The 21,334-nt window shown below is 59.9% G+C and carries 16 protein-coding genes; 9 read left to right on the top strand and 7 right to left on the bottom strand.

What is annotated here, in order from left to right:
• Positions 1 to 756 carry a succinate dehydrogenase cytochrome b subunit gene (locus I6I72_RS05595; RefSeq protein ID WP_005531187.1) on the bottom strand — a complete coding sequence of 252 codons (756 nt, stop codon included), beginning with the start codon at positions 754 to 756 and terminating at the stop codon, positions 1 to 3.
• Positions 757 to 1,147: 391 nt separating this feature from the next.
• Between I6I72_RS05595 and ramB the strand changes: the two genes are divergently transcribed.
• A complete protein-coding gene (gene ramB / locus I6I72_RS05600; protein ID WP_005531188.1) occupies positions 1,148 to 2,554 on the top strand; it encodes an acetate metabolism transcriptional regulator RamB in 1,407 nt (468 codons plus the stop codon).
• Between the two features lie 203 nt (positions 2,555 to 2,757).
• On the opposite strand, the gene lpdA is transcribed toward ramB, so the two are convergent.
• Complete coding sequence (gene lpdA / locus I6I72_RS05605) at positions 2,758 to 4,170, bottom strand: dihydrolipoyl dehydrogenase (RefSeq protein WP_049146106.1); 1,413 nt, start codon at positions 4,168 to 4,170, stop codon at positions 2,758 to 2,760.
• Between the two features lie 610 nt (positions 4,171 to 4,780).
• On the opposite strand from lpdA, the gene I6I72_RS05610 reads away from it, so the two are divergent.
• From I6I72_RS05610 to rfbA, 7 genes are all read left to right on the top strand, one after another.
• Complete coding sequence (locus tag I6I72_RS05610; protein WP_201807671.1) at positions 4,781 to 6,193, top strand: alpha/beta hydrolase; 1,413 nt, start codon at positions 4,781 to 4,783, stop codon at positions 6,191 to 6,193.
• A 39-nt stretch (positions 6,194 to 6,232) separates the two neighbouring features.
• Complete coding sequence (locus I6I72_RS05615; protein WP_049146103.1) at positions 6,233 to 7,318, top strand: alpha/beta hydrolase; 1,086 nt, start codon at positions 6,233 to 6,235, stop codon at positions 7,316 to 7,318.
• A gap of 61 nt (positions 7,319 to 7,379) precedes the next feature.
• Complete coding sequence (locus I6I72_RS05620; RefSeq protein ID WP_049146101.1) at positions 7,380 to 8,732, top strand: M1 family metallopeptidase; 1,353 nt, start codon at positions 7,380 to 7,382, stop codon at positions 8,730 to 8,732.
• 108 nt (positions 8,733 to 8,840) lie between these two features.
• Positions 8,841 to 10,271: an HNH endonuclease signature motif containing protein gene (locus I6I72_RS05625; RefSeq protein WP_049146100.1), complete on the top strand. Its 1,431-nt coding sequence runs from the start codon at positions 8,841 to 8,843 to the stop codon at positions 10,269 to 10,271.
• A gap of 100 nt (positions 10,272 to 10,371) precedes the next feature.
• Positions 10,372 to 11,370 carry a dTDP-glucose 4,6-dehydratase gene (rfbB, locus tag I6I72_RS05630; RefSeq protein ID WP_193391045.1) on the top strand — a complete coding sequence of 333 codons (999 nt, stop codon included), beginning with the start codon at positions 10,372 to 10,374 and terminating at the stop codon, positions 11,368 to 11,370.
• Between the two features lie 53 nt (positions 11,371 to 11,423).
• The gene (rfbD, locus tag I6I72_RS05635) at positions 11,424 to 12,767 is read left to right on the top strand and encodes a dTDP-4-dehydrorhamnose reductase (protein WP_049146098.1); all 1,344 of its coding nucleotides are present in this window, start codon (positions 11,424 to 11,426) and stop codon (positions 12,765 to 12,767) included.
• A 10-nt stretch (positions 12,768 to 12,777) separates the two neighbouring features.
• Positions 12,778 to 13,644, top strand: coding sequence for a glucose-1-phosphate thymidylyltransferase RfbA (gene rfbA / locus I6I72_RS05640; protein WP_049146097.1), 867 nt, complete (start codon positions 12,778 to 12,780; stop codon positions 13,642 to 13,644).
• 27 nt (positions 13,645 to 13,671) lie between these two features.
• Here rfbA and I6I72_RS05645 read toward each other — a convergent pair whose 3' ends face one another.
• The 3 genes from I6I72_RS05645 to I6I72_RS05655 form a co-directional block, all read right to left on the bottom strand.
• Positions 13,672 to 14,292, bottom strand: a complete 621-nt coding sequence (locus I6I72_RS05645) for an MBL fold metallo-hydrolase (RefSeq protein WP_049146096.1) — start codon at positions 14,290 to 14,292, stop codon at positions 13,672 to 13,674.
• A gap of 19 nt (positions 14,293 to 14,311) precedes the next feature.
• Positions 14,312 to 15,427, bottom strand: coding sequence for an S-(hydroxymethyl)mycothiol dehydrogenase (locus I6I72_RS05650; RefSeq protein ID WP_049146094.1), 1,116 nt, complete (start codon positions 15,425 to 15,427; stop codon positions 14,312 to 14,314).
• A gap of 110 nt (positions 15,428 to 15,537) precedes the next feature.
• Positions 15,538 to 16,350: a GDSL-type esterase/lipase family protein gene (locus I6I72_RS05655; RefSeq protein ID WP_049146092.1), complete on the bottom strand. Its 813-nt coding sequence runs from the start codon at positions 16,348 to 16,350 to the stop codon at positions 15,538 to 15,540.
• 232 nt (positions 16,351 to 16,582) lie between these two features.
• Here I6I72_RS05655 and I6I72_RS05660 point away from each other — a divergent pair, with 232 nt between their 5' ends.
• On the top strand, positions 16,583 to 18,232 hold the full coding sequence (locus I6I72_RS05660) for an AMP-binding protein (RefSeq protein ID WP_049146091.1): 1,650 nt from the start codon (positions 16,583 to 16,585) through the stop codon (positions 18,230 to 18,232).
• Between the two features lie 141 nt (positions 18,233 to 18,373).
• On the opposite strand, the gene nagE is transcribed toward I6I72_RS05660, so the two are convergent.
• On the bottom strand, positions 18,374 to 20,497 hold the full coding sequence (nagE, locus tag I6I72_RS05665; RefSeq protein ID WP_049146090.1) for an N-acetylglucosamine-specific PTS transporter subunit IIBC: 2,124 nt from the start codon (positions 20,495 to 20,497) through the stop codon (positions 18,374 to 18,376).
• Between the two features lie 42 nt (positions 20,498 to 20,539).
• Complete coding sequence (nagB, locus tag I6I72_RS05670) at positions 20,540 to 21,319, bottom strand: glucosamine-6-phosphate deaminase (protein ID WP_046647861.1); 780 nt, start codon at positions 21,317 to 21,319, stop codon at positions 20,540 to 20,542.
• Positions 21,320 to 21,334: the final 15 nt, after the last annotated feature.

Below are 21,334 nucleotides of genomic sequence, written 5' to 3' on the forward strand. Positions count from 1 at the left end.
TTAGCTGACCCAACCCAGGGCGATGGACAGCGGCATAACGATGTTTGCGATGCAAACGACTGCCGGAATGACATAGGCTAGGATCACGAAGACCTGACGCCACTTTGCACCGGTGATACCCAGGTCAGAAGCAGCCAGACGGATGCCGTGGGTCAGGTGCAGGAACAGGCAGCACATTGCCAGCACGTAGAAGATGGTGACAGGCCAGCGGCTGAAGGTGGCAATCATGTTTGCCTTAACCTCACCGTGGACGAATGCCTCAGGGGCAATCGGCTGCACACCCATCGTCAGATCCAGCAGGTGGAAGATGATGAACAGCAGCAGGACGGCACCGGTGACCAGCATGGTCTTGGTGGCAAAGGAATCCAGGCCACCCATGAGGTTGGTGCGCTTGAACTTACCGCGGGACTGCTTAGAACGGGCTGTCAGGGCAAATGCGCCATAGATGTGAGCGATAACGCAGGCGAGAAGGACGATGCGGATAATCCACAGCATGTGGCCATGCGGAATCAGCGGCTCGCCGAGTCCACGCAGGAATTCGCCGTAGATGTCCAGCGCCTCATCGCCGTCGTGAGCCGGCAAGTAAAGCTTCAGGTTGCCGGCCATGTGGCCAACAACGAAGAGCGCAAAGAACAGGCCCGTAACGGCCATGGTGAGCTTCAGTGCCCAGGTGGGAACGGAAGGCTTGGTACGAATTGCTTCATTAGTGATACGGCCGTGAGCGAGAGCTTCACGGTCAGGATTTTTTACAGACATGACACCTCCATAGTCGCTTTTACCTTACGCAGCCTTGTTCGCTGGCAACTAGTCAATTTGGGCCTTCTTTAGCCCGCCAAAGTGCCACTAAGCATTCCGTAGAAATTTCTTTAGGTAAGGATCGCCTAAAAACTAACTTTCGAAAAGCCGTTTACCTTGCATGCTGCCCTTTACGCAATACGGACGTTGCGAAATTCCCAGCAATTTATGAGGTTGATCACAGGCGACGATTCAAGTGACAGGGTTACCCCTTTAGGTGTCAAACTTTCGCAGGAGTCACACCACCCACACCCCACGCAAAATACCCCCAGTCGCAGGGTCGTTAAGAAGCTTCACACAAACTTTGCAAAAATCCTGTTACGACCGGGCCTGCGCCGGTAACCTTTCTCACATGAGCAAGACATACGTGGGTTCGCGCCTTCGCCAACTGCGGCGCGAAAGGGACCTTAGCCAAGCTTCCCTAGCAGCTACGCTAGGCCTTTCGGCCAGCTACGTGAATCAAATCGAACACGATGTTCGCCCATTAACGGTACCTGTCTTACTCCGAATAACGGAAGTCTTCGGTGTCGACGCCACGTTCTTCTCACGCGACGACGATTCACGCCTCCTCGCGGAAATCCAAGACGTAATTCAAGACAAGGAGCTCTGCCCCTCCCCCGTTGAGCTCCAGGAGCTCTCTGAATTGGTCTATAACCACCCCACGGTGGCACGAACCCTCGTGGACATCCACCGTCGCTATCGCAATGTGCGCGACAAGCTCTCACTGGCTACCGATAGCCGGCGCACTGCTGGCACCCAAGCCTTATCCATGCCGCACGACGAAGTCCGCGACTTCTTCTACGCTCGCCAGAACTATCTTGACGAGCTTGATCTACACGCCGAGGCCCTTGCCTCCAAGCTCAACGTTTCCCAGTTCCGCATCCGTGACACAGAGGCCGCCCTAGCCGTGCGCCTCACCGAAAAGCACGGGGTGGAGATCCTCACCACACCCCAAATGGACGGAACGCTGCACCGCTTTGATTCCGAAGAGGGAACGTTCCGTCTCGCCAGCCGCCTTACTGAAGGCCAGCGCGCATTCCGTATGGCGGCGGAGCTAGGGTTCCTAGAAGCCGGCTCGCTTATCGACGCCCTCGTCGACGAAGAGCCCTTCACCTCAGAGGCCTCACGTAACTTGGCTAAGCGCGGCATCGCCAGCTACTTCGCAGCGGCCACCATCCTGCCATACACGACTATTCACGCAGAGGCCGAGCAATCTGGATACGACCTTGAGTACTTGTGCCAGGTCTTCGGCGTGGGCTACGAGACGGTTGCGTCTCGTCTTTCAACCCTCCAGCGCCCAAACAAGCGAGGCATTCCTTTTACTTTTGTGCGCGTTGACCGTGCAGGAAACATGTCCAAGCGCCAATCAGCCACGGGCGTTCACTTTTCCAACTCTGGCGGCACCTGCCCGTTGTGGAATATTTACGAGACCTTCTCTAAACCCGGCGTAATCTCCCGCCAAGTGGCCCAAATGCCCGATGGCCGTAATTACTTGTGGATCTCTCGTTCGGTGCAGCATCACCAGGGCCGCTATGGCGATACGAATAAGCTCTTCGCTATTGGCTTAGGATGCGAAGCTCGCCACGCAGACCGCACGGTGTACGCCGAGGGGCTTGATTTAGGCGACCTCTCTGCAGCAACACCAATTGGCAATGGCTGCCGAACCTGCCCGCGTGCGAACTGCGCACAGCGCGCTTTCCCTGCTATCAACGAGACGCTAAATATCGACGCCCACCGCTCTTCCGTAGCCCCCTACTAAGCACGCGACATCCCGGGCTTGCGGCGCCGCGCTTCGCTGCCGGAACGCAAATACCCAGCCCTGAAAGACAAGACCTCGTGGTCGTACAAGCATCCCGTTTGTTCTCGCGGGATCGCCACCAGCAGGTCTGTGTTTCCAGGGCTGGGTATTTGCCAGAAGATGCAGAAAAGGCCCCCTCGCGGGGGCCTTAACGCAAAAAGCGCTTAGAGGTTAATCATGTGGCCGCCGATGCCCTCGGCAGCTTCCTTCATGGCCTCAGAAAGCGTCGGGTGGGTGTGGATGTTGCGTCCGATTTCCTCTGCGGTGAGGTCGAAACGCTGTGCCAGCGTGAGCTCCGGCAGGAGCTCGGAGACGTTGGAACCAACCATGTGGCCACCGATGAGTTCGCCGTACTCGCCATCAGCGATGAGCTTGACGAAGCCGGCGGTCTCGTTGAGACCAGCAGCCTTACCGTTTGCGGAGAACGGGAAGGTAGCGACCTTGATCTCGCGGTCAGCAAACTTCTCCCGTGCCTGCTCCTCGGTGTAGCCGAAGGAAGCAACCTGCGGGTTGCAGAAGGTAGCACGTGGCATGTTCATGTAGTCACCCAGCAGCTGGGTCTCAGCGCCCGCGATGACCTCAGCGGCAACAACGCCCTGTGCCTCAGCCACGTGTGCGAGCTGCAGCTTCGCGGTGACGTCGCCAATAGCGTAGATGCCCGGAACGTTGGTGCGCATGTAGTCGTCGATCGCGATTGCACCGCGCTCGGTGAGCTCAACACCGGTGTTCTCCAAGCCGAAGCCCTCCACGCGAGGTGCGAAACCGATGGAGACCATGCAGCGGTCAACGGTCAGGGTGTCGGTCTTGGAGCCGTCCTTGGACTCGACCTCAACGGTGACGTTGTCACCGTTGTCCTTGATGGAGGTGGTCTTGAAGCCGGTCAGCAGCTTCACACCAAGCTTCTTGTACTGCTTAGCAATCTCCTTGGAGACGTCCTTGTCCTCGTTCGGCAGAACGCGGTCCATGAACTCGACGATGGTGACGTCCACGCCGTAGTTAGCCAGGACGTATGCGAACTCCATGCCGATTGCGCCGGCACCCACGATGACCATGGACTTCGGAGCCTCGTCCTTCAGGATCTGCTCCTCAAAGGAAACGATGTTGCCGCCGATTTCGACGCCCGGGAGGGACCGAACGACGGAGCCGGTTGCGATGATGCAGTTGTCGAAGGTGACGGTCTTACCCTTGTCATCACCCTCTGTGATTTCAATGGTCTTTGCGTCCTTGAAGGAGCCAAGGCCGTTGATCTCGGTGATCTTGTTCTTCTTCATCAGGTAGTGGACACCTTTGACGATGCCCTCAGAGACCTTGCGGGAGCGCTTGTGAGCAACACCGAAGTCGAAGGAGACATCACCAGAGATGCCGAAAGCCTTAGCCTCATGGTTGAAGGTGTGTGCAACCTCGGCGTTCTTCAACAACGCCTTGGACGGGATGCAGCCAACGTTGAGGCAGACGCCTCCCCAGTACTGCTTCTCAATGACAGCAACCTTCTTACCGAGCTGGGCTGCGCGGATGGCGGACACGTAGCCGCCTGGGCCCGCGCCGAGTACTACAACGTCATAATGTTCTTGAGTCACGCGTACAAGAATACGGAAGATTATCCGCGCTGTCTCACTCTCCCCCAAGATTGAGTGCCTTTTAACTTCTTAAGGCGAAAACGCAGCCCTCGCAGGAATTAAAAAATCTCCCTTTCCTGCCTTAAAAGCAAGGTAGGAAAGGGAGATTGGTTCAGCCGAAGCAGTGTCTTAGAACAGACCCATGCCCAGCGCAGCCTCGGAGGACATGGAAGAGCCAGCGTGTACCCAAGCGCCGAGGACGTTGTTGATGGCGACAATGAAGGAATCAAAAGCGTTCATGAAGTCTTACTTTCTGTTGTTGCTGCACAAATGCAGGGAGGCGGAAAGAAACCTGCTGGTGGGGATGGTTTCCTGCGAGCAAATTGCACTCTTTATAACGGCATCTTAGGCACATACGTTACGCAGTGCGCTAATTCCAGCCGAAATTATGACACAAAAGCCACATGTTCACCAGCATTCACTTTTGCTACTTGATAGTTTGACTGTAGCCCCCTCGTTGTCTCCCTCTTTCCTGCCTCTTGCCTTTGGCGAGGGCACAAGGGAATATAGTCAACGAAAATGCGCGTACCCTCTCACGCATTACCGACTCCCTCTAAGGAAGCAAACCTAAATGAAGACTCTCCACTCATTGGTCAAAGTCGCTGCCTCTGCAGCGCTGATTTTGGGGTGTACGACCATTCCGGCCACCGCATCTGAAGTGCCTGCTGCCCCTGTGGCAGGCGACGCCACCCCTTCCACCATCACCGAGGATTCCGCCTGGAAAGTCCTTAACGCAGATCCCTCCATTCAGGGCCTTTTGGTCTCCGAAGACGAATACCGAGAAAGCATCGAAACCTACCGCGCAGCCGCAGCGGACGGCACTCTCGATGCCGCGAAGTACAAGGAGCTGAGCTTCGACCTAGATCTGGCGAAGTTGCCAGACGAGTTGAAGTGGTACGGCTACGTTTACAAGTACCCGGACTACCGCGCCAAAATCGTCACCATGCAGGCCTCTTCCCCTGCCATGGATGGCCGCGAAATCCCGCTCGCCGTCATCACCCCTGACGGCAAATTCGATTCGCAACGCCCGACGCTATACATGCTCAACGGCGCAGGCGGCGCTGACCAAGGCATGGATTGGATCGTCAGCACCGCTGGCCGCGACCTAGATCCGGAAAAGCCGGGCACTCAAGACATCGATGACTTCTACGGAGACCGCAATGTCAACGTCGTCATCCCGCAGGCCGGCGCATTCAGCTACTACACCGATTGGCTCGAGGAACCGGACGGCAAGTACGGGCTTAAGGGCCCACAGAAGTGGGAGACCTTCCTAACCAAGGAGCTGCCTGGCCCGCTGGAGGATCACATCAACGGCAACGGGCAGCGCGGCATCGCTGGCATGTCCATGTCCGCCACCTCTTCACTGCTGCTGGCTGAACACAACCCACGCTTCTACGACGCAGTCGGCTCCTACGCCGGCTGCGCCGCTACCTCGAGGCCGCTGCCGCACTTCTACCTCCAGCTAACCCTGGGCCGCGGCGGCGCTACCCCAGAGCAGATGTGGGGCGAAATGGGTGGCGAGTACAACCGTTATAACGACGGTCTCATCAACGCGACCAAGAACAACCTGGGTGACACCGACATCTACGTGTCCGCCGGCTCCGGCCTCGCGGGCGCAACCGATTTAGGTTCGACCAAGTCTTCTTCCACCCTCGTGTTTGAAGGTGGTGCCATCGAAGCCGCAATGAGCGCTTGTACCCATGACTTGCAGGCAAAACTCAACCACGAAGACGTGCCGGCTACATTCAACTTCCGCAACACCGGCACCCACTCCTGGCCGGGCTGGTTGGAAGACATCAACGCTTCCTGGAAGGTCTTCGGCACGGCATTCAACGCCCCAGAATCGGAGGCTCACGTCGCCGAGGCAAACAATGCTGATGAAGTACTTGCTAACGAAAAGCTTGACGACGCCGATATCCCTAATGTTGAGCAGCCTGCCCCCGCTGACTCCCTGCCGGTAGACCCAGCAGCGCCAGCACAGTAAGCTCTCCTTAAAACTCTCGACACGTTGGGAAAGAAGTTAATGAAGCGTATTAGCTCTATTATCGCCGCAGCCGCAATCGCTGCTGGCGCACTCGTTGTACCATCTGCTGGTGCTGCTACCGTTGCACCAGCAACCATTGCAGGTGACACCGCGCTGTCCACCATCACTGAGATCGACCCGAGCGCCGTTCCTGCCGATGTGGCAGGCACCAAGTGGTACAAGAAGTACAAGGATGACGGCCGCGTCGAGAAGCTGCTGGCCCATTCGCCTTCCATGGATCGCGATATCCCGCTGGCTGTCATCAAGGCTAATGCCGCTAACCGCCCAACCATCTACCTGCTCAACGGCGCTGGATCTGCAGAGCAGGATTCTGACTGGCTGAGCTTGTCCGACGCGGTTGACTTCTACCACGAGAAGAACGTCAATGTCGTCGTTCCGCAGGCTGGTGCTTTCTCCTACTTCACTGACTGGGAGCAGGAGCCAAACGGTAAATACCTGCAGGGCCCGCAGAAGTGGGAGACCTTCCTGACCAAGGAGCTGCCAGGACCAATCGAGCAGCGCCTCAGCGCTTCCGACAAGCGTGCAGTGGCTGGTATGTCGATGTCCGCTACTTCTTCCCTGCTGTTCGCAGAGCACAATCCAGGCTTCTACGACGCAGCCGGCTCCTACGCGGGCTGTGCCGCAACCTCCTCCCAGCTCCCTTATGAGTTCCTGCGCCTGACCGTCAACCGTGGCGGCGGCCAGCCGGAGCAAATGTGGGGCCCAATGGGCAGCGACTACAACCGCCACAATGACGCCCTTCTGAATTCCCACAAGCTGAAGGACACCGCTCTGTACGTCTCGTCTGCCTCCGGCCTGGCTGGCAAGACCGATATGCCTTCTTACTACACCGCACAGGGCATGAACCCGGCCGCCGCATTCGTCGGATCCGCACAGCTCCAGGTCGAGGGCGGCATCATCGAGGCTGCGGTTAACAGCTGCACCCACAACCTGAAGGCCAAGCTGGACCAGCAGAACATCCCGGCTACCTTCAACTTCCGCAATACCGGCACCCACTCTTGGCCGGGCTGGCGCGAGGACATCGAGAAGTCCTGGCCCGTATTTGCATCGGCTCTCGGCGTATAGGCCTATAAGGCCTCAACGCGAATAGGGTTTCATCCTTAAAGGGCGGTAGGATCGCAGCATTATGAAGCTGCTTTCCACCGCCCTTTCGCACGTCGCACCCACCGCCGGTCAACTATCTGAACAGCGCGATAGCTACACAGGTGTCGCGTTCAACTTAGGTTATGAGGTCACCCATTATGACCTGGACCTTACCTACCGCGTTGAGCCCAACCTTTTGCAAGGTGAAGCGGTGCTGCATATCCGGGTGCTAGAGGACGTCGACAAGCTCACGCTCGATCTCGGCGGCGCCATGGTAGCCCGCCGCATCACCGCCAAGGGCGCACCGCGGGTGGCGAAATTCCGCCAGTCCGTGGGCAAGCTGCGCCTGATTTTCGCGGATACCATCGCAGATGGAACCGAGTTTGAGCTACACATCCGCTACGGCGGCTCCCCACGCCCCATCCGCACCCCGTGGGGCGAACTCGGCTGGGAGGAAACCGAATCCGGCGCTCTAGTAGCTAGCCAGCCCAACGGCGCCCCGAGCTGGTTCCCATGCGACGATACCCCGAGCGAGAAGACCACCTTTGACATCAAGATCACCGCAGATAATCCGTTCCGCGTGATTTCGAATGGAAAGCTGGTTTCCCGCAGATCCGCCAGCGGTTCGATGACGCGCTGGCATTACCGCACCGAACACCCCACGGCTACTTACCTGGTTACGGTTCAGATAGGCGAGTTTAGCGAGGTCAGGCTTGGCGACTCGGTGCGCGCCTGGGTTCCGCCGGCGCTCAAAACGCCTGTCCAAGAGGTCTTTGCCCAGCAGCAGGAGATGTTGGACTTCTTCTCTTCCTGCTTCGGCGCCTATCCGTTTGACGAATATCAGGTTGTCATCACCGAGGACGAGCTGGAAATCCCGCTGGAAGCCCAGGGCCTTTCGATTTTCGGCTCCAACCATGTCTCGCCTACCTTCGAGCGTCTCATCGCTCACGAGCTTTCCCACCAGTGGTTTGGCAATGCGGTGGGCCTTAGCGAGTGGAAGGATATTTGGCTCAACGAGGGTTTTGCCTGCTACTGCGAGTGGTTGTGGATGGAGCACGCGCATGGCCGGGCGGTGCATGAATCTGCGCGTTCGCACTACAACGTGCTCGCTCGCAAGGCGCAGGATGTGTTGCTGGCAGATCCGGGCACTCAAGACATGTTCGATGATCGCGTGTACAAACGCGGCGCGCTCACGGTACATGCAGTACGCGTGCTGCTTGGCGACGCCGCCTTTTTCGACGCCGTTCGCTCCTACCTGGCAGAAGGCCGCCACGGCGTGGTTACGCCGGAAGACCTGCTTTCGAAGCTGCGCGAGCGCGCGGAAGATACGGCCGCGCTCGATGACCTGCTGGAGCAGTGGCTGGAACAAGAAAAATTGCCGCACTTCCCGGCTTAAGCACCACCCCCCAAAATTTCGAACTTATTTTCCAATTTACCCTTGACAGGTCGTTGTATGTGGATAAAATAGAACATGTAATCGAAACACCGAGGGGGATGGGGTGCCATGCAAGACAAACACGAAGCGATTATTTCCACAGTCAACGAAATTGCCACATCGCTAACAGACCTGCGGGAGCTTATGAAAGAACCCGCGGACCTATACTTCGGCCGTCTGCACCCTGCTTTCGAGCACCTCGAGAATGCAATGGGAAAGAAGACCACCATCGATGCCGCCTTTGCCTTCCTTGCTGCCCGAGATGACGCTGGCCGTACAGTCGGCTCCAGCAAGCCGGAAGATTATCTCACCGCACGTTTGGGCCTGACCTATCCGGAGGCACAGGCGCGCATAAAGACCGGGCAATCGCTCTTTGCCCCGCTTTCAGAGGAAGCGGCCGCAGATGCGCCAGCTTCTGCCCATACAAGCGCGACGGGCAGTGATAGCGAAACGGTAGAACAAAAGCGTGAGGACGCCACCCCGGAACGCGCCCGTCGGGAGCGGGAAGCCGCAGAAAAGCGCCGCCGGCAAATGCTTGAAGAAGAAGCCGCACACGCGCGCACTATCGCACTCATCGAACAGGAACTTGAGCACCTCACGGAGGGCGCGCTCCCTGGCCGGCAAGAGCTTAGCCAGCGCGCTTTGGAGAAGTCTCGGGAGATGTCACATACTGCGCTCCGAGCCTGGCTGCGCGAGGCCATTCGTGCAGCAAACAAATCAGTCTCCGATGCAGACGCAGTTATTAAAAAGCGTCGCTTGCGCATCTCCCAGCCAGATGCTGATGGTGGCGTCTTCATCAGTGGATACGTCGATGCCGCCACGGCAGCAATGCTAAAAGCCGCATTTGCCCCAGCTCGCCATCAGGGAGGGCCAAATCTTCCGGCAGAGGAAGATTCCCGCACATACTCCCAAAGAATGGCAGACCAGCTTTCTGCCATCGTCCACAGCTATCTCGAATCACATCAGCACGGCACTGGTGGTGTGGGTTCCTTGCTTATCACCACCACGCTGAACGAGTTGGAAGAGATGGATTCTTCCACCCGGTTCGCCACCAACACTGGCGTGGAGCTCTCCCCGCTGGACCTGCTACGTATTGGAGCGGCATCACACGATTTCATCTGTGTGGTTGATGATAAGAAATTCCCGCTGGAATTGGGCCGCTGCAAGCGCAGCGCAAGCCTTTATCAAAAGATAGCCTTGGCGGCCTCGGAGTTGGTATGCACCCATCCCGGCTGTGACCGCCCTTGGGTCGAATGCGATGTCCACCACCTCCATGCGTGGGCAGCAGGTGGAGCAACGGATCTCAAGAACTTGACGCTCCTCTGCAGAAGACATCATGCGGATAACAATGACCGACGTGACGGTTTCCGCAACATGGGGCATGCAGAGCGAGACCCAATAACTCGAAGAGTTGGTTATCGTCCGGCGGGGTCGGAAAGGATCCATTTCAACGACAGCCCAACTGCACATAAAGCCCCGGCCCACAAACTCAGCGCCTAATCGCAGGATACTTGTGCCCTGCGGGCGGATTGCGCTTGCGTTTTATCGCGAGGTGAAAATAGCGAAGGAAGGTAGCCTAAAATTGTTATCCATGCGCAGAATGCTAGTTACTGGCGGCGCCGGATTCATCGGCGCCAACTTCGTCCGCTTGGTCGCTGCCACGCGCCCAGAAGTCTCCATCACGGTGCTGGACAAACTCACCTACGCGGGTAACCGGGCGAACCTCGAGGGCGTAGAGTGCCGCTTGGTTGTCGGCGATATCGCCGATGCCGCGCTGGTGGATGAGCTGGTGGTGCAAAGCGACATCGTGGTGCACTTCGCAGCAGAGTCCCACAACGATAATTCGCTGCAGGATCCCTCCCCGTTCATCCAGACCAACGTCGTAGGTACTTTCACCTTATTGGAAGCCTGCCGCAAGCACGATGTGCGTTTCCACCACGTCTCTACCGACGAGGTCTTCGGTGACCTCGAAATCGGTGCCGCTACCAAGTTCACCGAAACCACCCCTTATGTGCCTTCCTCGCCGTACTCCGCGTCGAAAGCCAGCTCCGATCACCTGGTCCGCGCCTGGGCGCGCAGCTTTGGGTTGCGGGCAACCATCTCGAATTGCTCCAACAACTACGGCCCTTTCCAGCACGTAGAAAAGTTCATCCCGCGCCAAATCACCAACCTGTTAGACGGCCAGCCGGCCAAGCTATACGGAACGGGTGAGCAGGTCCGTGACTGGATTCACGTCGACGATCACAACAGCGCGGTCCTCGCCATCCTCGATCGCGGCGAAATCGGCGAGACCTACAACATCGGCGCTGACCAGAAAGACATCAACAACAAAGAGGTCATCGAGCTCATCTGCGAGATCATGGGCGCGACCAATGCTGCAGGCGGCGCGCTCTACGAGCACGTAGCTGACCGCCCCGGCCACGATCAGCGCTACGCCATGGACGCTTCCAAGCTGCGCCGCGAGCTGGGCTGGCAGCCGCACTACACTGACTTCCGCGAAGGGCTGGCACAGACCATCCAGTGGTACCGCGACAATGAGAAGTGGTGGCGCCCGGATAAAGGCGACGTCGAGAAGCATTACGCCCAACACGGCCACTAAACCGGCAGCGCAACCCCATTAAACGAAACCTAGACAGGAAGAAACGAGCACACGTGCAGGTAACCAAGACGGCCATCGAGGGCCTACTGTTCATCGAGCTTGACGTCCACGGAGACAATCGCGGCTGGTTCAAGGAGAACTGGCAGCGCGCAAAGATGGTTGAGGCCGGGCTGCCCGATTTCCAGCCGGTGCAAAACAACGTCTCTTTCAACGCCGCGGCGGGCGTGACCCGCGGTCTGCATGCCGAGCCCTGGGACAAACTGGTAAGCGTGGCCCACGGCAAGGTCTTCGGTGCGTGGTGCGATCTGCGCGAAGGCTCCGAAACCTACGGTGAGCTGGTCACCCATGAAGTAAGCCCCGATACCGCCGTCTTCGTCCCGTGGGGCGTGGCCAACGGCTTCCAGGCACTTGAGGAAACCGCGTATTCCTACTTGGTCAACGATCATTGGTCACCTGACGCGGAGTACACCTTCGTCAACCTCGACATGGTGGACTGGCCGCTCGATCCCACCGAAATCTCCGACAAAGACCGCGCGCACCCGCAGCTAGCGGACGTCACGCCCATGGCGCCGCGCAAGGTGCTGGTCACCGGCACCAACGGCCAGCTGGGCCGCGCGCTGCGCAAGGTGCTACCGAACGCGGAGTTCTGCACGCGCGAGGAATTCGACATCACCAATCCGCCGCAGCGTCCTTGGCGCCGCTACAGCTCCATCATCAACTGCGCCGCCTACAACGACGTCAACGGCGCAGAAAGCGACCGCGCCCGCGCCTGGGAAGTCAACGCGCTGGCACCTGCCAAGCTGGCGCGCATCGCCGCCGATAACAACTTGACGCTTGTGCACGTCTCCAGCGACTACATCTTCGACGGCGAAACCGAATTACACACCGAGGAAGAAAGCCCTAGCCCGCTGAGCCTGTATGGGGCGTCGAAGGCGGCGGGTGAGGCGTCGGCAAGCGTGGCACCTAAGCACTATGTGGTGCGCACCTCGTGGGTCTTTGGCGAGGGCAACAACTTCATCAAAACCATGGCTCAGCTGGCAAATAAGGGCATCGAGCCGAAGGTCATCAATGACCAGCGCGGCCGGCCTACCTTTGCAGAGGACCTGGCCAAGGGCATCGCGCACCTGCTGGAAACCCAGGCGCCTTATGGCATCTACAACCTCTCCTCCGGGGGCGATACCGTGGGCCGCGATGAACTCGCCATGGCCACGTTCATCGGCATGGGGCACGACCCCGCCGAGGTCCACTCGGTCAGCACCGCGGAGTACGGCGTCGAGCCTGCCCGCCGGCCCAGCGAATCTACGCTGGATCTTTCCAAGATTGAAGCCACCGGCTTTAGCCCGATGAATTGGCGCGCCGCGCTAGCGCTCTACCTTGCGCTTTATCCTTTGGATTAGGCTTTCAAGCATGAAAGGCATCATCCTCGCGGGCGGTTCAGGCTCACGCCTCTACCCCATCACCAAGGGCATCTCGAAGCAGCTCATGCCGATCTATGACAAACCCATGGTCTATTACCCGCTCAGCACCCTGATTCAGGCGGGCATTCGGGAGATCCTCATCATCACTACCCCCGAGGATTCGGCGTCTTTTGAGCGCCTGCTTGGCGACGGCTCCCAACTAGGCCTCATGCTTTCCTACGCGGTGCAGCCACGTCCAGAGGGCCTGGCGCAGGCCTTCCTCATTGCGGAGGATTTCATCGGCGATGACTCCGTAGCCTTGGTGTTGGGCGATAACATCTTCGAAGGCCACGGCTTTGCCACCGCCTTGGGCCAGTGCCGCGACCCAGAAGGCGGAATCATCTTCGCCTACGAGGTCTCCGATCCGCAGCGCTATGGCGTGGTGGAATTCGACGCGGCAGGCAACGCGCTGTCCATCGAAGAAAAACCAGCCCAACCCAAGTCCAATCATGCCGTGGTTGGTTTGTATTTCTACGATAACTCAGTAATCGACATTGCCAAGGGCATCCGCCCGAGCGCCCGCGGCGAGCTGGAAATCACCGCCGTCAACGAGGAGTACCTGCGCCGCGGCAAGCTACGGGTGCAGCGCATGCAGCGCGGCGACGTGTGGCTCGATACCGGAACGGTGGACTCGATGAGCGAGGCCTCCGCCTACGTCGAGGTGATGCAAAAGCGCACCGGCACCGTCATCGGCTCGCCGGAGGTGGCGGCCTACCGGGAAGGTTTCATCTCCCGTCCGGCCTTGGCCGCGCTGGCAGAGCCGCTCATGAAGTCCGGCTACGGCTCCTACCTGCTGGCCTCGGCGCGCGAGGATTAATCAGGCGGTTTTAATAGTCAGCCGGGTTTAGTAGCCGCGGGCGACGTATTCGTCGATGCGCGCGGCCTCTGCGCCCACGGTGGTCTCATCGCCGTGGCCCGGCAGCACGCGGGTCTCGGCGGGCAGGTTGAAGACCACATTGCGCAGGGATTCGATGATGACGTCAAAGTCGGAGTACTTGCGGCCGGTGGCACCAGGGCCGCCGTTGAAGAGCGTATCGCCGGAAAGCAGCACGCCCTCGCTCGGCAGGTGAAGCACCACGCAGCCCGGCGAGTGGCCCGGCGTATGAAAGACGGTGATGTCTTCGCCGCTGACCTGGAACTGCTGGTTATCCTCCAGCGGGTGGAACGCGGCGCCGCCGTTGGATTCTTCCCACAGCATCTGGTCATCTGGGTGGAGGTAGACCTCGGCGCCAAAGCGCTCGGCGGCCGCCGGCGCCAAGTCGCAGTGATCGTTGTGCGCGTGGGTGAGCAGGATGCCCTTGACCGGGCGATCGCCCACGAGCTCGGCCACCGCATCCAAGTCGTGGGAAGGGTCCACGACGTACACACCCGAAGCATCGCCTACGACGTAGACGTTATTGTCCACGTCCCACTCTCCGCCGTCTAGGCGGAACTTGCCTTTGGTTACGGCCTTGTCGATCTGCATTAGCTTTAGTTCTCCTAATCTATGCGAATTCAACGACGGAGCGCAGCACCTTGCCGGACTTCATGGTGGCGAAGGAATCTTCGACCTCGTCCAAGGAGATGCGCTCGGATACGAACTTATCCAGCGGGAACTGGCCGTTGCGGTGCAATGCCACATATGCAGGGAAGTCGCGCTCTGGCAAACAGTCGCCGTACCACGCCGGCTTGATGGAACCGCCGCGGCCGTAGAGGTCGATGGCTGGGATATCGACGTGGTCGGTGAGGTTAGGCACGCCCACCATCACCATGCGGCCGGCATGGTCGCGGGAGTAGAAGGCCTGGCGCCAAGTCGGCTGGATGCCCACGGCGTCGATGGAAACGTCGGTGCCGAAGCCGCCGGTTAGCTGGCGTACGGCCTCGATGACCTCATCCTCACTCATGTCCTTGGAGTTGACGACATCGGTGGCGCCGAATTCACGCGCGGTCTCGAGCTTTGCCTCGTCGATGTCGACGGCGATGATCTTGGCCGCGCCCGCCAGCTTCGCGCCGGCGATGGCTGCGGTGCCGACGCCGCCGCAACCAAAGACGGACACGGACTCGCCGAGCTGGATTTCCGCGGTGTTGACGGCCGCACCCAAGCCAGCCATGATGCCACAGCCCAAAAGTCCCGCCGCCGCCGGATCCTCCTCCGGATCCACCTTGGTGCACTGACCTTCGTGAACGAGGGTCTTCTCCGCGAAGGAGCCGATGCCCAGGGCCGGGGTCAGCTCGGCGCCTGCGTCCTTATCATCTTCGGCCAGGTACATCTTGGCGGAGGCGTTGTGGGTATTAAAGCAGTACTTTGGCTCGCCCTTCTTGCAGGCGCGGCACTCGCCACAGACTGCGCGCCAGTTAAGAATGACGAAGTCGCCCTCGGCAACGTGGGTAACGGCGGAGCCTACGCGCTCGACGACGCCCGCGGCCTCATGGCCAAGCAGAAATGGGAAGGCGTCCTCGATATCGCCGTCGCGATAAGCCAGGTCCGTGTGGCAGACTCCGCAGGCCTGCACCTTGACGATGACGTCGTTTGCGCCTGGCTCAGGGATCACGATGTTGACGGTCTCGACCGGTGCTCCCTTGGAGCGGGCAATTACGGCTTTAACAGTGTTGTTGCTCATGCGGCCCCAGCGTACACAAATTTCCAGCAAGGCCGAACTAATGAAAATCCATTTCAGCAGATATGCGAAAGCGTGCGCGGGTTACCCCAGCGCACGCCGAAAATTAGAAATTAAGAGCCAGCAATAACGTTTGCCGCATGCTCGTGGCCGCGCGCATTTACGTGAAGCGGCAGGTTGCCGTCGCCAGCAGTGAAGTCAACCAGGCCAGCCCACATGCGGCGATCTGCGGTGGCACACATGCCTTTATCGCGGGTGCTCGGCTTCAAATCGAGGAACTCGGTCCCGGTACGAGCGGCCAAGTCCACCTGCATCCATTGGGAAGCATTCTCCCAAGCCTGCACATTCGGCAAGAAGGTGTGATCGAGCGGTGCTGGACCCACGTGCAGCAGGCAGTAGCTACCAGCAGAGCCGATAGTGGGATACCCGACGATCTGAATGCGTGCATTTGGCGCCGCAGCACGGATGCGGCCGATGAGCGGAGCGTTCGCATCCACGAAGCGGCGGCGCAGCTCGCCCTCGCTCATGCCTGGGTTGTTATACGTGTCATTAAAGCCCGTGGTGTAGAGAACGCGGCGGGTATTTGGGCTCAACGCGCCGGTCTGGATCGCGCGATCAACCTGGGCGAACATCTGCGGGCCGCGCGAGAAGGAAACAGCGCCGGAGCAAGAAAAGTCCGCGACCGGCAGGCCCAGCTTCGCGCCAGTGCGGCGGGCATAGTTATTAGACTGCGGACAATTCACGCCGCCAGCACTCTGGGAGCTCAGGCGCGCGGTGAGATAAGCACCCGCGTCTGGGTCGGCCAACACGGAATCACCAAAAGCCACCAGATTTACATCGGCTGCCACCGCTTGAGGTGCCGTGCCCAGGCCTACCGCGATGCAGGTCGCAGCAAAAGCTGCCATTACCTTCTTTTTCAGGTTCATGGATTTCCTCTCAAATTTTGCTGCCCATCATTTTAGCCCAACCTGGACGGTCCGTTCAGAATCAATATATGTTCTATGACAAAAATATACTATAGTCCACAGGGGCAACTTCTGTAACATTAGTAACAATCTTCCGAGCCGTGCAACAGCCTGTGCAGCCCACACGATTAACAAGCCGGTAGCCTAACTGTCGCGCTAGCTTTCTCTTATTGACGTAGGACTTTTACTCAACATGCCTTTTAATTTCTCTGATTTAACCTTCCACACCGCTGCCCTGAGCCGCTTTATCCCGCAGCTTTTTAAGTCCGGCATCATCACCCACCGTGATGGCATTACCCCGCTACTCAAGGCCGGCCCCATCTTAAGCCGCTACCGCTTTACCACTGCCCGCGAGCTCGAGCAGGGCTATATCACCTGCCCAGAGCGCCTCGCGCTAATCGACGACGACGGCACCCTTACCTACCGCCAACTGCGCGACAACGCACAGACCCTGGCCAAGCACCTACGCAGCCTCGATCTGCCAGAAATCCGCCTCGGCGTGATGGCCCGCAACGGCCGCGGCATCATCACCCCATTAGGTGCCAAGGGATACGCGGGCGCGCATATCTTCCTGCTCAACGTCGGTTCTTCCCCAGAGCAGCTCGCAGGCTGCATCGAGGAAAACAACATCAACGTGCTCGTCATCGACGACGAATTCATCGACCGCCTCGATCCCGCCTATCACGAGAGGATCGCCGTTATTATCGGGCACGACTCGGGCGCGGAACATTTCGGGCTGCCGACGCTAGACGGCATCGTCAAGCACGCCGAAGCAGTGCGCGACATCCGCTTGCCAAAGTATCCGAAGCACGGGCACATCGTGCTGATGTCTTCTGGCACCACCGGCATCCCCAAGGGCATCATGCGCCCGGAGCCGACGCTGCCGGTCGTGCTGGCATCCATCGTGGAAAACATCCCCTGGCGTGCCAACCAGAAGGTGCAGATGACCGCATCCATCTTCCACACGTGGGGCTGGGCCTGCCTCAATATCGCGCTGGGACTGCGCAATACCATCGTGACCCGTCGCGTCTTCGACCCGGCGGCCGCGCTCGATGACATCCAGCGCTACCAGCTCGATGGTCTGCTTTCCTCCCCCGTCTTCTTCCGCCAGATGGTTGAGGTTGACCCGGATTCGGCGTATGACACCTCTTCGCTGAAGTTCATTGCCTCCGCCGGGCATGCGCTGACCCCGGAGATCGTGAAGGAAACCCACGAGCGCTTCGGCCCGATTCTCTGCAACGTCTATGGCTCCACGGAGCTGGCGCTGGCGTCGACGGCCAGCATGGAAGAGGTGGCTAAAGACCCGACCATCGGCGGCAAGATTGCCTCCGGCACTAAGCTGCGCATCCTCGATGAGGAGGGCAATGAGGTTCCGCGCGGCGAGGTCGGCGAGATCTACCTGACCAATTCCACCGCGCTCATTGGCTATACCAATCCGAAGATCCCACTCCACAAGGTCGATGGCCTCATTTCCATCGGGGACTTGGGCTATATCGACCCCGAGGGCTACCTGCATGTGGTGGGCCGCGCCGATGACATGATCATCGTCGGCGGCGAGAACGTGCACCCGCAGTCGGTGACGGAGGTGCTCGAGGCCATGCCGGGCATCGCGGAGGTGCATGCCGGTGGCGTGGAGGATGAAACCACCTTCCAGCGCATCGCCGTGTGGGCGGTGACCACGCGGGACGCCCTAGGCAACGCCGTGACTGCCGACGCCATCCGTGCCTGGGTCCGCGAGAACCTGGCGGACCACTCCGTGCCGCGCGATGTCCACTTCCTGGACAAACTCCCGCGCAATGCCACGGGCAAGGTGGTGCCGCGCCTGCTGCACGGCACCGACTAACCCACGCCTATTCCTCTCAAGACGTAGAACCCTCCGAGCCAAAACTGCCCGAGTTGCCAAAACCTTCGCTCCTAACCGCAGGGAACAACGTTGTTTTTGGCAACTCGGGCAGTTTTTGTGTCTGGGATTTAATCCAGCCGGCTAGCTGCTGCGCTTGACGGTTGCTGCGACTTCGCCTGGCAGGGCATGGCCCTCGCGAGCGATGTCGACTCCGGCGACCTGCTTGGCCGTCGGGCACACCACCGGGGTGATGAGGTTGACGCCGCGCTCGCGCAGCTTCTGCGCCTCCACCGCGATGATCGGTGTGCCGGCGGTGACTGTATCGCCCTTCTTGGCCAGGGCCGTGAAACCTTCGCCCTTGAGCTCCACCGTGTCGATGCCGATGTGAATGAGCAGGTCCAGCCCATCCGCGGTCTTCATGCCGAAGGCGTGGCGCGTCTTGAAGACCATGGTGATGGTGCCGTCGACCGGGGCGCAGACGTCGAAGGCATCGACGGCATCGGGCATCACAGCGAAGCCTTCGCCCACCATGCCCTGTGCAAAGGACGCATCCGGGACCTGGGAGAGCGCGACGACGTCACCGGCGAACGGGGCACGCACGTCCACGTCAACGGCATCACCGCTGGTGCTCTGAGCGGAAGCGGCGCTGGCTCCAGCGCCTGCGGCGCTCGCAGCACCCGCCGTGGCGAGGACCGGAGAACCGTGGCGCAGCTGGTGGCTGACCTCGTCATACATGAATTGCACGGCCGGGCCTACGATGACCTGGACGCTCTTCTCCGAGGGGTGGATGACGCCGGAGACGGCGGCGCGTTTGATCACGGAGTCGTCGACAAGCCCGCGCTCCTTCACGCCCACGCGCAGGCGCGTGGTGCAGTAGTCCAGTGAGTCAATGTTGTCCTTGCCGCCGAGGCCCTCGATGATGCGCGCGGCATCACGAGCAGTCTTGTCATCGCCGGTAGCGGAATCCTCCATGGGGTCTGCTACCGCATCGTCCTCACCGCGGCCCGGGGTCTTGAGGTTGAGCCAGCCGATAAGGAAGTAGAAGATGACGAAGTACAGGGCGAAGAAGCCCACACCCATGACCAGCAGCATGTACCACTTGTTGGCCAGCGGGTTCTGCGAGGAGAGCAACATGTCCACGAAACCGGCCGAGAAACCGAAGCCGGCGGTCCACTCCATAGTGGAAGCGATGAAGACGGACAGGCCCATAAGCAACGCGTGCACCACGTAGAGCAGCGGGGCGACGAACATGAAGGAGAACTCTAGCGGCTCGGTCACGCCGGTGAAGAAGGAGGCCAAAGCACCTGCGGCCATCAGGGAACCAACGACCTTGCGCTTGCTCTTATCCGCTCGCAGGTACATGGCAAGTGCCGCGCCCGGCAGGCCGAACATCATGACCGGGAAGAAGCCCGCCTGGTAGCGGCCGACGACGCCCTCGACCGTGCACTGGCCGTTGGCCCAGATGCCCGGGCAATCGGCGGCGGAGGTGGCGGCCGCGGCTGCCTCGATGGTCTTCTGGCCGGCCTGGAAGTTGCCGATGTCATTGATGCCGATGACATCGAACCAGAAGACGGAGTTCAGCGCGTGGTGCAGGCCGGTCGGGATGAGCAGACGGTTGGCCACACCGTAGATGCCGGCGCCCGCCGCGCCCAGGCCCTGGATGGAGGTACCGAAGTTAAAGAGCGCGTTGTAGATGAACGGCCACACGAAGTAGAGGATGCCGGAAATCACTATGGCGATGACGGCGGTAAGAATCGGCACGAGGCGCCGACCTGAGAAGAAGGCCAGGAAGTCCGGCAGCTTGGTGCCGTGGAAGCGGTTATATACCCAGGCCGCCATGACGCCGGCGAGGATGCCGAAGAGGACGTTACCACCGCCCACGGCGTTCCAGCCTTCCGAGGCCCATTCCAGAGCCTCATCGCCGGTCAGCGCGGTGGGGTCTTCGATGCCGCGGTAGCCGGCCACGGCCTCGGGGCCGAGCAGTTTCATAAACGTGGCGAAGGCCAGGAAGCCAGAGAGTGCCGCGGCACCGTTGGAATCCTTGGCCAGGCCGAAGGCAATGGCGATGGCGAAGATCCAGCCCAGGTTGGCCAGGACCGCATCGCCGGAGCTGATCAGCAGCTGGGCGGCGAGGTTATCCGGGCCAGCCGCGCTGGAAATCCAGTATCCAACGCCACTGAGGATCGCCGCGACGGGCAGCACCGCCACAGCGCCCATGAGGGCTTTTCCGAGCCGCTGCAGCGGCCCCATGACATCGATTTTCATGCGAGGAGTCCTTTCACACTAGTAAGGAATTAGATGGAGTTTTTAGGAAAAGAGTGGGCGGTGCGGACGGTGCTTGTCCGCGAAAACGTAGTACTCGCGGTCCTCCAGCTGGGAGGCGGCGGCTTCATCGAGGATCACCGTGGCGCGCTGGTGCCACTGCAGGATCGACGCGGGGCAGTGCGCGGAGAGCGGGCCTTCCACCATGGCGTGGACCGCGCTGGCCTTGTTGCTGCCAGTGGCCAACAAGAGCAGGTGGCGGGCCTCACTGATGGTGCCCAATCCTTGGGTCAGCACGTGGCGCGGGACCTCGTCTTCGTTGTCAAAGAAGCGGGCATTGTCCTGCACGGTTTGCGGGTGCAGCGTCTTGATGCGGGTGCGTGATTGCAGGGAGCTCGACGGCTCGTTGAAGCCGACGTGCCCGTTGGCCCCGATGCCCAGCAGCTGGATGTCCACGCCGCCGGCATCACGGATGGCCTTGTCATAGGTGGCCGCGGCGGTGGCGGGGTCATCGGAGTCACCAGCGGGGCTTTTTACCAGGTCATCATCGAAATCCACGTGGCTGGTGAATTCGCGGCGGATGGTGGAATAGTAGGACTGCTCGTGGGTACGCTCCAGCCCGATGTATTCATCAAGCAGGAATGCGCGGCTGCGGGCAAAGCTCACCTCGCCGCGCTCATGGCGCGTAATGAGCTCCTTGTACATCGCTACCGGGGTCGATCCTGTGGCCAGGCCCAAGGTGGCGCCGGCGTTGGCGTAGTGCGCGAAGATGTCAGCGGCCTCCACGGCCACTTCGGCCGGCGTGGAGCGGATGAGGATTTCCATGAGATGCCTTCCTGT

Source organism: Corynebacterium striatum, assembly GCF_016728105.1.
Lineage (GTDB): Bacteria > Actinomycetota > Actinomycetes > Mycobacteriales > Mycobacteriaceae > Corynebacterium > Corynebacterium striatum.